Origin of the sequence: Anaerobacillus alkaliphilus (genome assembly GCF_004116265.1) — a bacterium.
GTDB lineage: Bacteria > Bacillota > Bacilli > Bacillales > Anaerobacillaceae > Anaerobacillus > Anaerobacillus alkaliphilus.
On the sequence record NZ_QOUX01000026.1, the window covers coordinates 143,200 to 156,649 of the forward strand.

The window sequence follows — 13,450 nt, forward strand, 5'->3', positions numbered from 1 at the left end:
TATAAATATTACTTTAATAGAATGCCTTTAAGTTTGGTACCAATTATTCTCTCCAAAGAACGATAAATAGCATAATATAGAGTAAACGGGCTCCATAAAACACTTAAACATTTTTTTATTCCTTCTCTATATTGTTTATTTTTCAGGAGCGCATAACCTAACTCAAAATTATGCATTATATACATTCTTCTTTGTCTTCTGATAGGAAGTGTATCTATTATTGGTTTAACTGAATTAAAAAAATCCTTTTTTACCTGCTTAAACCTTTCTACATTTGGTCTATTTTGCCCATCACTTATATCAGCATTATGAAGAAATTCATTTACTAATTTAAGTTTATAACGATAAGTAAAATATGTGAGTAGTTGTAATTCTTGATGTCTATTTAATGTCTCATCAAAGTAACCAGTTTTATCTAGGGCTTCGTGTCTTAGAAGCAATGTACTAGTCCCCACTTCAATTCGTCTTAATAAGATCTCTTCGTAAATCTTACCACTTTTGTACGGAAGGGAAATCCTAATAAATTTATCATTATTAAAGTATTTCTTCTTAGAGCTAACTCCCCCCCATGAATGATCTAGTTTAGATAGTACAGCAACTTGTCTTTCAATTTTATTCCGTTCCCAATAATTATCATCATCAAGAAATGCTACATACTCTCCTTTTGAGTGTTTTATTCCAACATTACGTGCAACTGCACCATTTATATGCTTTTCCTGTTCAATTAATTTTAGACGGCAATCAGTAAATAATGAAATTATTTCTCTTAATTTAATCGAAAATTCATCGTCCTTCTCATTATCATTTACTACTAATAATTCAATTTCTAAGTACGTTTGATTTAACACACTTTCAATAGCCCTCTTAAGTTTCTCTGCACGTTTGTATGACGGAATTATCACGCTCACTAAGTTTTTTTGATATTTAGACATATTATTCAATCCTTCTTTGATAAAGTTATATGTTTTAATGACAATATATTTTTGGTATCATGAAATCTTCTTTTTTAATCAAACCTACCAATAAATCTCTTTATAGGTTAACCCTATACAGTGCATTTTTTTCTTAATACCCAGTCACTAAATTACAAACATAAGGTCGATTTTTTAGAATAACAAACTCCTGATATCTTCCTTAAAAGCTTCAAGTTATGATATTTTTTTAATAGGCTCTTCACTTCTCAAAAATTCCATTATTATACATAATCTAGACCTCTAGCAAGTTTCTACTAAATTGTAGCCATCACATAAGTAACTCTTCGTATTTTTTCAAATAGTTATCTTTAATCATTACTCTTTAATGATCTTTGAATAAGGCAATTCAAATAATTCACCCAAGTGGAAATCAAAACTATCTGGTGAAAATTTCACACACCCGCTCCATGGGTAAAATGTAATCTCACCAAAATAAACCTTATTGTTTACCCAATAAAAATCAACCCTTACAAAAGGAAAATCTCTTGCAATGGATTCGGCTATTTCTATCATGTATTTTAATCCATCTGGCTTAGGAATACTCTTACTTGCAATATTCCTTGCAGGTAGTTTACTTTTTATATCAAGTAAGTTCCATTCAATATCATAAAAATTTCTTTTATGTTCACTATTTCTGTCTATATCCAACATAATATATTTTACGTTACCATTAAAACATAGAAACTTATAATCAAAAAGACTCTCATTAGGGTTAATGCTATCCTCAAGCATTTCCTCTATTACTATTTTATGCCTTATATTTTTGTACGCCCATTCTCTCCCCATAAGGACAGTATTTACAGTCTTCCATCTATTAATTGATTTCTCAATAGACTTAAGGTCAATATTTCCTTTATCTTTAATAAATAGATTAGTACCAGAACCTTTATTAGATTTTATTACAAAAGATTTAGGGAGTTTTTCAAAATTAATATCCTCAAAACCATCTACAACTTGGTATAATTCAACAAGTGTATCTTTGTACCCTTTTGCAATAATATAATCCCTTACTCGGTATTTATCCGCACATTGTGTCATTAATGCCGATCTATAATTTAACTTGTACCATTGTATTTTTTCTGTAAATCTCTGCGGGTTTTTTAAATCTAGTTTACGTCTCAATACTGTTCTATGTTGTAATTTAATAATTTGCTTATCAGTTAGAAAACTAAAAGTAAATTTTATAAACGCTTTAACAAAACTATTATTAACAAAATCCTTTAATTTCATCTTAGTCCTCCACAAACGTTTTTTCTTCCATTTGAAAAACAAGAACACAACTTATAATCAGATCAACATACGATACTATATTAGAAAATCAGTTAAGAAACTCCATTTACAAACTAACGTAATAATGTAATTAGCATTAACTAACAATAATGAAATAAAATAATTACACAATAACTTATCTATCTTCTTCTGGGATCAAATTTCTTTAAAGCTCTACTAACGGGTCTCCTAAGTGTAGTTGGCAATATTCCTTTTAGAAACGCTACAGTTATACCTAGGTACGCAACCGGAGAAGCCTCTACTAATCTTGCTCCTTTATAGCCCATTATTGCCTGATTAACTTGTACTTTAAAATCATTTTTTCTAAAATACTCATTAGTGCACCTGTAATAAATTATTGGTGTATCCATATTCGCAAATTTCAAATGAGCAGCACAACAACGAAACCACAAATCGTAATCTTGTCGTCTACGTAAGTTTCTATTGTACGAACCTGCTTTGATTATGGCATCTCTTCTAAACATAACTGAAGGGTGAATAAAAGGACATGTCCAAATCAATGATTTTATCTCTTTATGGCTTGTTGGTAGTTTCCTAAGCTCTATTTCATTCCCCTTCTCATTAATATCTAATACATAGCTCCCTAACACATCAATTTCCGGGTTATTCTTAATATAATCCAGTTGTAATTCTAGTCTATTTTTAAATGCTATATCATCTGCATCCATTCTTGCTATCCAATTACCTTTTGAAATTAAAACACCCTCTGCTAAATTGTAACTTAGTCCTCTATTTGTTTCATTAAGTACAAGATTTATTCTACTATCTTTTTTCTGATATTCTTTTAATATAGCTTTACTTCCATCATTGGAAGCATCATCAAAGATTAAAAACTCAAAATCACTATATGTTTGATTTAATATACTTTCGATACTTTCACGCAAGTATTTTTCTTCATTATATACGCTCATTAAAACAGTTATTTTTGGTCCCATTATTCCTCCATAGGTAGAAAGAATTCAATCCAATAGATTCGGAAGATTATAATTCAGTCTCCCTTATTGAATCGTTGAAATTTCTTATTGTATAGTTATCTTTATAGTTACTTAAACCTTGGTCATAAACTAGACTTCCAAATACTTTATTTACCATTCCAATTCTACGCCCCATCGCATAAATGATAGGGTTAAAAAACTTTGTCAATCTAATTTTATTTCCATGAGCTTCAGCAATCATTTTAACCAATTCACTTGTCTTTACGTATTCAGCATTTTGTGGGAAGAATAATCCGCTATCTTTGCTATCCACTAAAAGTCGTATAAATTCACAAAGATTATCTATATAAATCATGCTACGCTGATTTTCGATGTTGGGAAAAATCGGTAACTTTCTAGCTACCTTTGCAAGCTTAGGGTAGTTTCCTTTTGACTCCTTACCATAAATCATTGGTGGCCTTATAATTGCAACTTTAAATTTATCGCTTGCTAACTGCTTAATACCTTCCTCTGCCAGCAATTTACTATTACCATAAAAGTTTGCAGGTTTAGGCACTGTTTTTACATCAATAATTCTAGGTTTGTTAATTTGACTACTATCACCGTAAACAATAATACTGCTCAAAAAAATGAATTGCTTAACCCCTTCATCTTTCGCCTTTTGAGCAGTTTCTATCGTCAAATCGCGATTTACCTTATAATATTGTTGCTCCATCTTAGGATCAGGATTTGAATCGACATGTGCTATCCCTACTGTATGGAGCACTACATCATACCCCTTGAATGAGCTTTCCTTCCACCTATCATCTCTCAAGCTAATTGAATCGAAAGAATACTTATCCGGATATTGGGATAACCACTTAATGAATGAAGTACCTACATAACTATTAGCTCCTGTTACAAGTATTTTTTTCATTTTGAAACAGTCTCCTCTTTTGTAGCAGCTACCTCTTTAGATCCTGGATTAATACCAACTAAGCACTTGTTAACGTATCTATCTTCTCCTAATAAAACAACGCCAACAGTTCTAAATATTATCTTTATATCTAGCCACACACTAAAATTCTCAACATAATAAACATCAAACTTGTATCTATCTTCTAAGGAAAGATAGATATTGCCGCTAACTTGCGCTAAGCCTGTCATACCCGGATGCATGTTAAGCCTTTTTGAAATTTCAGCATCGTAATCTGCAAGGGATGCAATTCTTTCAGGTCTTGGCCCAACTAGACTCATTTCACCCTTTAACACATTTAATACTTGAGGAATTTCATCTATCTTCGTTCTTCTAAGTAGCTTTCCAATTGCAGTGACACGGTCATCGTCTTTCATTACTTCTTGACCCTTAACCATTTTTTCTGATCCCGGTTTCATCGTACGAAATTTATAAACTTTAAAAATTCGTTGGTTTAATCCCGGTCGTTCTTGTAAGAAAAGTACAGGACCTTTAGAAGTGGCCTTTATTAACACAGCTACTATAAGCCAAAGAGGTAAAAATACTAAAAATACTATTAAGGAAACCACAATATCAATTAAGCGTTTAATATATCTCTCAAACTTTTTTCCTTCCATTACAATCCCTCAATCTCATATTCAATAGGAATTAAATACCCATCACTAAGTTTTATTCCATCATCGTTTTTATCTGTTTTTGCTGACCATATTCTAATTGTCTTATCCCCATCTTTATAAAAAGCTCCTGGATACGGATGTGTAACAGCTCTGACCAACTTATCAGTTTCATCAATAGTCATGCTACTTAAAATCTCACCATCTTCTGGCTTTCTCCCCGGCCATTCAGTAGCATCCGCGTCATTTTGCTTTGTAAGTTTAATGATGTTATTTACGATATCATCCCAATACTTTGCAATAAGAGTAATGTGCATATCGTCCACTTTCTGATAAAGCTCAGTTGCTGTAGTGTTCTGATCTAGTTTAATAACCCCTTGACCGATAATATCACCGGTATCAACACCTTGATCCAACTTAAACATAGTTACACCAGTTTCATCTAAACCTTTAATAATTGCCCATGGTATTGCCGCTCTTCCTCTACCAACTGGCAATAAAGTGGGATGCATACCGATGCAACCATGCGTAGGTGTTTCGAGTACATCTTTCCTAGCAATTTGCGACCAACCAATAATAAACAACCAATCAATCTGGTGTTCTTTTAAAGCAATAAGAACCTCTTGATCGTTGATATTATCTATCTTCAAGAGGGGCGCATTATGTTCAGTTGCGATTTCATCTAAATAAATTCTACCTGCCTTAAACTTAGCTTTCTCATCCTTTAATGTAATAAGTAAATCTAAGTTTCCACCAATTCGATATATTTCTTCAATGCAACTTAGGCCTAATTGTACGCAAGTTGCGAATGCTATTTTTTTCTTCAACTTATCTCACCCTCTCTAATCTAGAATCCACGTCTAAATACACTTTCAAAAGCCTCAGCATAAACCATCCCTGCTTGTCCACCACGGTAAGCAGCTAAGCCTTTGATTGCTTCATTACTTCTAGGATGAGGATAATCTCTCATTACTCCACGATACTGGGCTAGAGCCTCTATCTTTTTATCAACACTTTCTTCACCAACTTCTATAAATGTGTTTGGTGAAAACTGATTCATCGTTTTGTTTAGTCCCCATTCTGTAGATGATGGTACTTCCATGAAGAGTATTTCTTTTAATGGTTTTACATCACTTCTACGTTGGAATAACCTAGATGCTGCTTGGCAAGCAAGAGAAGTGTGTAGGTGATCGTTATTTAAATCCGCTGGGTGATGGGTGAAAATTACATCCGCACCAGTCTCAATAATTGCATTTTCAATAAACTGTACAAGTTTTAAATGTGGGACCATGTTAAACTCAATGTTTGGAAAGTCGCCCGTAATGACTCTATCAACACCTAAAATATTCATAGAACTATTTACATCTTCATTTAACTCTACCGTGCTCGGTCTGAAGTTTCTAGCATTAACATCACCTGAAAGGATGCAGACATTTACGGAATGCCCTTCTTGTGCTAACTTATACATAGTAGCACCCGCTCCTAAAACTTCATCATCTGGATGTGCAATAACAACTAAATATGACATATCAATTACCTCGCTTATGTTTTTAATCTATGCTTTAATAATTTCTTTAGTAACTTAGTACTTAATTAAAACTCATTCCAACCAACTACTAACCTACTAAACCTCATCTATTATCAATAGCCACCTCGTAATATCTATTCAATCAGTAACATTCAATCATGAAGTTGTTTCACTTTGGTGCTAATTTCAACCGTGTTTCTTCCTATTTAAATACCACTCAATCGAACCTTAAAAACTACTAAGAACTCTCAAAACCCTTATTCGCCAAGGCTTCCAGCACCTTATCTGATCACGATAGTCAGTTCCCTTTAACAATTAAAATAGATCTTTCCAAAATTAAAAGCTCGAAGAGCAAAATCAGGAAACAAGCCGGCAAGCAATATTTTTATTACTAAGCTAACCGGCTAGCCCTCAAAACTATTTAACAGTAAACTTACTATTTTCAAGCATCTCTTCCAAAAACGGAATTAACTCATCCCTCAACTCAGGATTACTCAGAGCGAATTCAATTGTCGTCTTAACAAACCCAATCTTCTCTCCAACATCATATCGCTTACCCTCAAAGTCATATGCAAACACACGCTGAATTTCATTCAATCTCTGAATAGCATCAGTTAACTGGATCTCACCGCCAGCACCTAATTCTTGCTGCTCTAAAAACATAAAAATTTCTGGAGTTAAAATATAACGTCCCATAATCGCTAAATTCGATGGTGCAGTACCCTGAGCAGGTTTTTCAACAAATTGATTTACACTATAACGTCTTCCGATTTGAGCTAGCGGATCAACAATTCCATATCGATGCGTTTCATTTTCTGGTACCGTTTGAACACCAATAACTGACGCTCTCGTTTCCTCATATTGTTCAATTAACTGCTGTAACCCCGGCTTTTCAGCTTGTACAATATCGTCACCAAGCAATACAGCAAACGGCTCGTCACCAATAAACTTACGTGCGCACCAAACCGCATGCCCTAAACCTTTCGCTTCCTTTTGACGAATATAATGAATATCAACCATGTTCGAAGATTTTCTTACTTCACGAAGAAGTTCTACCTTACCCTTCTCCATTAAGTTTTGCTCTAATTCAAATGCCATATCAAAATGGTCTTCAATTGCACGTTTCCCCTTACCGGTTACAATAATAATATCCTCAATACCTGAAGCCATTGCCTCTTCAACAATGTATTGAATTGTCGGTTTATCAACAATTGGCAACATCTCCTTTGGCATCGCCTTAGTTGCTGGCAAGAATCTTGTCCCTAGACCTGCAGCAGGAATAATTGCCTTTCGTACCTTCTTCATCTTACACGTCCTCTCTTAATTACTATTAGCTTAGTAATACTTTGTTGTTATATCAACTACTAAAAAAAAGCTCGAAGAGCTAAATCTAACCCTAACCCCAACCTACCCAACTATCTGCAACTTCTTATTCCTAAAATTCGCAATATCCAAAAGTTGCTTTCTCAATTCCTCTTTGGATAAGTTATCAAGGTCCCGTACTACATCATGACACACATTAATATCCACCAACGGCGTCTTCCCAATGTAGATCTTCGGATAAATCTGCTCAGGATGTACCTCATCCGCTCCTAGCAATTCCTCAAACATCTTCTCACCTGGTCTCATCCCAGTAAACACAATCGGGATTTCTTCCTCTGTGTATCCCGACAACCTAATCAAGTTCCTCGCCAGATCTACAATTTTCACCGGCTCACCCATATCGAGGACAAATACCTCTCCACCACGAGCTAAAGCACCTGCTTGAAGTACTAGCCTTGAAGCTTCCGGGATCGTCATAAAATACCTCACCATATCAGAATGCGTCACTGTCACCGGGCCACCTTCTTGAATTTGCTTCTTAAACAGAGGTATTACACTCCCGCGACTCCCTAACACATTTCCAAATCTCACTGCTACAAACTTCGTATCACTAACAATGTCCATATGCTGAACAATCATCTCTGCGATTCGTTTTGTTGCCCCCATCACGTTCGTTGGATTAACCGCTTTATCAGTTGATACCATTACAAACGTTCCAACACTAGCTGAACTCGCTGCTTCTGCAACATTCCTCGTACCAACCACATTATTCTTAACAGCCTCTTCTGGGTTTCTCTCCATCAACGGTACATGCTTATGTGCTGCTGCGTGGTAAACAACATGAGGCTTGTACTTCTCCATAATTACAAATATCTTCTCCCGATCCTGCACGTCAGCTATCTCCGTCTCAACCTGAATGTTCGGATAGCGCTTCTTTAACTCAAGCTCAATCGAGTAAATACTATTCTCACCATGCCCTAACAAAACAATCGTCTCAGGACCAAAAGAACACACCTGGCGGCAAACCTCCGAACCAATCGATCCGCCAGCACCCGTCACCAAGATCGTCTTACCTGTTAACTTTTGACCGATCTTCTCGGTATCTAACTCAACAGGCTCTCTACCTAATAAGTCTTCAACCTCAACATCACGGAACGAATTAACAGATACCTTCCCTACCATTAAATCTTCTAACTTAGGAATAATCTGTGTTCTCGCTTTTGTCTTTGAACACTCCATAAAAATATCGTTTAATTCTTTTTTACTTAAAGAAGGGATCGCAATAATAATATGATTAATCCGATTTTGCTTTACAACCTGTTCAATTGAAGCACTTGTACCAAGTACCGGAATACCTAATATCTCTAACCCTTGTTTACGCTGATCATCATCAATAAATGCCACTGGAGTAAGCTCAGCATCAGGGTTTTGCAATAGTTGCCTTGCTACCATTGTCCCACCAGAACCAGCACCAATGATCAATGTAGGGATTTGATCTTCTCTACGTTTAATATACGTATCACGATATAATCTCCATGAAAATCTCGATCCACCAATGAGTAGGATATGAAGCATCCATGTAATCATCAGTGTTCTGAAAAAAATACTCTGATTAAAAACTAGCTGTAGCACAGCCGTTATCAAGATTGAAAATGTCACAACTTTAAAAATAGCTGCTAACTCTCCCATACTCGCATACTGCCAAACACGATTATAAATCTTATACCGATTTGCAAAAAAATGATGCGATACTAACAGTGTAATCGAACTTACAATAAGGACTGTTGTTAATAGGCTACCAGTAGGAGCTAAGATTAAATACCCAAGAAAGATTGAAAACATGACAATGAATGAGTCCAATAAAGCTAAATAAAACACCCTACTTTTCAATGACAAAACCTACACCTCCGTTATTTATATACAAATAAAAATTTAAGCAAACAAGCTACTTGTAACTTAACTTGCTTAAACCTTCATTTGTATGATTTACCCAGACACTCGTACAGAACTTAAACTTATAGTCAATCCACCTTTTACCGAGTTAAATAATTAAAGTAAAAGTACGAGGCATCAAACCTCCCCTCACATTACACCGACGACGACAAAACGTCTAAGGCTTTTACACCCACAGCATAACCGAGTACCTCCATTGATAACGGTAAGGAGACATCACCTAAAACGATTAAGTTTTACTCAATAATTGTTTCCTTCGTTCAATTGCTTCTATTACTAAACGTTTGATTGTATCTAACTGATCATCAGTTGCATCCTGCTTGATATATCGGATAGTCTTTACGATTGACTTTGATACTTTATGATCCATAGTTATCACCTTATTAATGTAATGTAGAATGCAAAATGTAGAATGTAGAATGGCGCAAGATTATTCAAAAGATGTCTTTCATCTGTATGGCATCGAAGATGCAATAAATCTCCTCCGAACCAACCCTCACCATTCATAATTCATAATTCTTAATTCTAAACTTTACATTCTACATTGCTCTTAAAAAATCCCCAAAAACTTCTTCCTCTTAATCTTCTCCGGTTGATTCACCGATACAAAACTTCCTTTTACTAACAATTCTGTATTTTCTTGGAAGAGATAACGATAAGAAACACCATATTGCTTATCAATCAGTTCGTAAGCTTCTCTTAGATGAAAGGATCGACTAGTTGTGTTATGAGCATCTGAAGCAATAAAGTGCGTCAAATTGTGTTCAATTAGATCATTTGTGAATTTCTTAATTTTCTTTCCAAATCTTCCTGTCACACTTGACGCTGTAACCTGCGTTAATGCTCCACTTTCCACAAGCTTGTATAATAGATCAGGTGTTTCGATGATTTCACTGTTACGTTCTGGATGAACGATTATTGGCGTTAACCCTTGTAATTGAATATCGTATAGAAGTTTGTTCGTATATCTAGGAACATGATCAGATGGCAGCTCAACAAACAAGTATTTGTTTGTGTTATTTAACGTAAGAATTTCTGCCTTCTCTAAGTTCTTAACCATTTCTCCGTGTATCCGTGTTTCTTGCCCCGGTAAAATGGTTAGAGGGATCTTGGCATCTAGCAATACTTCATTAAGCATGTCTACTTCAGTGAAGATCTTTTCTCTCGAATTTTCATAACTACCATTAAAATGATGGGGAGTGGCAATAATCGTTGTAATTCCTTCTTCCACAGCTAGCTTGGCCATCGCTAACGATTGTTCAATCGTTTTCGGACCATCATCAACCCCTGCAAGTATGTGACAATGGATATCAATCATATTACCTACCCCCTTTACAAAAAATGACTCATTTTACTATTGTTTTACAGAATTCGCACGCCTAATTATAACAACTTTCGTACTAAATAATGATAGGTAATTATTCCTATTTCTTTCCGTAGTAGTAATAATAATCACTTTGTTTTGTTTCTTTACGGTTTAGAACGACACCTAATAACTTCGCTTTTGCACTCACCAATAGTTCTTTTGCCTTAACCGCACCTTCTTTTTCAGTCTTGCCACTTGCCACTACAAGAACCGCTCCATCAGCTTTATTCGCAAGAACCTGTGCATCAGTTACAGCCATTACTGGCGGTGTATCAAAGACGACTGTATCAAAATGTTGCAGTGCTTCTTGAATTAATTCGTCCATACTAGCAGACGCTAATAACTCGGCTGGATTTGGTGGAATTGGCCCACTTGTTAACAGTGATAAATTAGCTACATCTGTTTCAAGTACAACTGCTTTAAGCTCACTTTGCTTTGTTAACACATTCGTAAGACCAAATGTATTTACTTGCCCAAATGTATAATGAGCCGTCGGTTTGCGTAAATCGGCATCGACTAGTAATACATTCTTTCCTTGCTGTGCTAACACTACTGCTAGATTCGCAGCAGTTGTTGATTTCCCTTCACCAGGTCCAGTAGATGTAATGACAATCGTACGTACTTCTTGATCTAATGATGAGAATTGAATATTCGTACGGATTGTACGATATTGCTCAGCAATTGGTGACTTTGGTCGAAGGTGAGTGATCAAACTTCTTCGTTTCGGATCCAATGAATTCTTATCTTTACGCGCCAATTTTGCCACTTCCTTTCTCTACTTTTTCAGACTGACCATAACCATGTTCATTGATATGCTCTTCATCAATTACTGGGATCGCTCCTAGGACTGGAAGACCTAATAATTTTTCTATATCTTCTTCAGTACGAACTGTGTTGTTTAAGAACTCAAGTAAGAATGCTAATCCAACACTTGTCATTAACCCAACAACAAACGCAATCGCCATATTTAAGTTCGGCTTAGGTGAAATTGGCGTTGGCACGGCTGACAATTCTGCTCGTGATAAAATATGAATGTTATCTACTTTCAATAAATACTGTATCTCCCGTTGAAATACTTCTGCAGTTACATTGGCAATTTCGGTTGCCAACACTGGATTTGTATCTTGAACCGTAATCTTCACAACTTGAGATCGTCCTTCTTGAGATACCGTAAGTTGTGTAGCAATATTTCTATCGATCCCGATTTCTTCTTTTACTTGATTTAAAATATACGGACTTTTCATAATCACGTTATACGTTTCAATGTATTTCGAATCTGAGTCAAAAGGATTACCACCAGATAATAACGATGAGATTGACCCAGCCGCTGCTTGACTGACTAATATTTGTGTTGAAGCCTGGTACTTAGGTGTGATCACAAAATAACTCATAATTGCACTAATACCTACAGCTAGGATTGTAATAGATATAATTAACGCAATACGTTTTCTTAACGTTTCAAATAACTCTTTTAAGCTAATTGTTTCTTCCATGATTTCCTCCATCATTCTCTTTATTTCTACAAAACTAGTAAAATTATATCACACAAAAAGACATATTTGTGAATATTACTACATAGTTTCACAGATACATTTCGGGTTATTTCGCGCTTTTTCGCAATAAAAAAGGGTAAAGTGTCGAACTTTACCACCTTAATTTACTTGGTTAATTCTGCTAGCTTTTGAACAGCTCTTTGTTCACGAAGACGCTTTTCCGCTTGGTATTGCGCACGGAATGGACTAGCTTCGTTTTTAGAAAACCCATTTGCAACTAAGTCTACTTCAAGTTCGGTATAAATACGGTTAAACTGTTGGTCCGAGCTTGACTCTAATTTTTGAACGTCAGCAATGAGCTTGTTTTGAAAATCACGCATGCTAACATTTTCATTATTGGCTTGTTTTGCTTTCACATCTGCAATAGCAGCATCTAGGATTGCATCTAGCTCAGCACTAATTTGCCCTTCTAACGCAAGAAACTTCACCATATATTCCTGTTTGACTTCGCTTATGTTTTTATTATTCTCTGTTGTATTGTTCGTTGGTTGAGTTTCTGAATTTGCTGCGCTTGTTCCTGTTGTCGGCTGCGTTGATGATGTGAGAGGCTTGTCAGTTGTTACTTCTGTTGATGAGTTGCTTGTTGATTGGTCATTGTTTGTTGTTTCATTATTTGTTTCTGTTTGTTTATTATCCGGGTTTGTGAACTTTGTCGTATCTACAGTACGAACTTTAATCCCTTCACTTTCTAAGGCAAAAGCTGCTTCAGCCCCAGATAATTCTACTTTTTCTTTCCATTTGACACTACCAAAAACTACTGCACCAATTGCTGCTACTAAGCAGAAGGTTACTAGTAAGTTTCTATATACCTTTTTCATTTCGACTCTCCTTCGACAAAACTTTTTCTTCGTTTATCATACTTGAATAAAAATTCGGTTTCAATAACAAGTATGAAAATGGCGCTAACAATTTACTTGTAAAAATACCTTTTTTTAGTAGAATGCTATATTTTTATCAAT

The 13,450-nt window shown here is 35.3% G+C and carries 14 protein-coding genes; all 14 read right to left on the bottom strand.

Features of this window, described 5'->3' with window-relative positions; genetic code table 11:
• Window positions 1-8: 8 nt before the first annotated feature.
• The 14 genes from DS745_RS07585 to DS745_RS07645 all read right to left on the bottom strand — a co-directional run bounded on the left by DS745_RS07585 (window position 9) and on the right by DS745_RS07645 (window position 13,309).
• Window positions 9-932, bottom strand: coding sequence for a glycosyltransferase family 2 protein (locus DS745_RS07585; RefSeq protein ID WP_129077660.1), 924 nt, complete (start codon window positions 930-932; stop codon window positions 9-11).
• A 357-nt stretch (window positions 933-1,289) separates the two neighbouring features.
• Complete coding sequence (locus DS745_RS07590) at window positions 1,290-2,204, bottom strand: ATP-grasp fold amidoligase family protein (protein ID WP_129077661.1); 915 nt, start codon at window positions 2,202-2,204, stop codon at window positions 1,290-1,292.
• A gap of 179 nt (window positions 2,205-2,383) precedes the next feature.
• Complete coding sequence (locus tag DS745_RS07595; RefSeq protein WP_129077662.1) at window positions 2,384-3,199, bottom strand: glycosyltransferase; 816 nt, start codon at window positions 3,197-3,199, stop codon at window positions 2,384-2,386.
• A gap of 46 nt (window positions 3,200-3,245) precedes the next feature.
• The gene (locus DS745_RS07600; protein WP_129077663.1) at window positions 3,246-4,115 is read right to left on the bottom strand and encodes an NAD-dependent epimerase/dehydratase family protein; all 870 of its coding nucleotides are present in this window, start codon (window positions 4,113-4,115) and stop codon (window positions 3,246-3,248) included.
• Window positions 4,112-4,771, bottom strand: coding sequence for a sugar transferase (locus tag DS745_RS07605; protein WP_129077664.1), 660 nt, complete (start codon window positions 4,769-4,771; stop codon window positions 4,112-4,114). Before DS745_RS07605 ends, DS745_RS07600 begins: the two co-directional genes overlap by 4 nt.
• A complete protein-coding gene (locus DS745_RS07610) occupies window positions 4,771-5,595 on the bottom strand; it encodes a formyltransferase family protein (protein WP_129077665.1) in 825 nt (274 codons plus the stop codon). Before DS745_RS07610 ends, DS745_RS07605 begins: the two co-directional genes overlap by 1 nt.
• A 20-nt stretch (window positions 5,596-5,615) precedes the next feature.
• Window positions 5,616-6,296, bottom strand: a complete 681-nt coding sequence (locus DS745_RS07615; protein WP_129077666.1) for a PIG-L deacetylase family protein — start codon at window positions 6,294-6,296, stop codon at window positions 5,616-5,618.
• A gap of 417 nt (window positions 6,297-6,713) precedes the next feature.
• Window positions 6,714-7,601, bottom strand: a complete 888-nt coding sequence (gene galU / locus DS745_RS07620; RefSeq protein ID WP_129077667.1) for a UTP--glucose-1-phosphate uridylyltransferase GalU — start codon at window positions 7,599-7,601, stop codon at window positions 6,714-6,716.
• Window positions 7,602-7,703: 102 nt separating this feature from the next.
• On the bottom strand, window positions 7,704-9,515 hold the full coding sequence (locus DS745_RS07625; RefSeq protein WP_129077668.1) for a nucleoside-diphosphate sugar epimerase/dehydratase: 1,812 nt from the start codon (window positions 9,513-9,515) through the stop codon (window positions 7,704-7,706).
• A 286-nt stretch (window positions 9,516-9,801) separates the two neighbouring features.
• Window positions 9,802-9,942: a hypothetical protein gene (locus DS745_RS24535; RefSeq protein WP_161568207.1), complete on the bottom strand. Its 141-nt coding sequence runs from the start codon at window positions 9,940-9,942 to the stop codon at window positions 9,802-9,804.
• Window positions 9,943-10,122: 180 nt separating this feature from the next.
• Window positions 10,123-10,890, bottom strand: a complete 768-nt coding sequence (locus DS745_RS07630) for a tyrosine-protein phosphatase (RefSeq protein WP_129077669.1) — start codon at window positions 10,888-10,890, stop codon at window positions 10,123-10,125.
• Window positions 10,891-10,996: 106 nt separating this feature from the next.
• Window positions 10,997-11,695 (bottom strand): CpsD/CapB family tyrosine-protein kinase, encoded by a 699-nt coding sequence (locus DS745_RS07635; RefSeq protein ID WP_129077670.1) that lies wholly within the window; start codon window positions 11,693-11,695, stop codon window positions 10,997-10,999.
• Window positions 11,685-12,431 (bottom strand): YveK family protein, encoded by a 747-nt coding sequence (locus tag DS745_RS07640; protein ID WP_129077671.1) that lies wholly within the window; start codon window positions 12,429-12,431, stop codon window positions 11,685-11,687. The genes DS745_RS07635 and DS745_RS07640 overlap by 11 nt, the downstream gene beginning before the upstream one ends.
• Window positions 12,432-12,595: 164 nt before the next feature.
• The gene (locus tag DS745_RS07645) at window positions 12,596-13,309 is read right to left on the bottom strand and encodes a hypothetical protein (RefSeq protein ID WP_129077672.1); all 714 of its coding nucleotides are present in this window, start codon (window positions 13,307-13,309) and stop codon (window positions 12,596-12,598) included.
• Window positions 13,310-13,450: the final 141 nt, after the last annotated feature.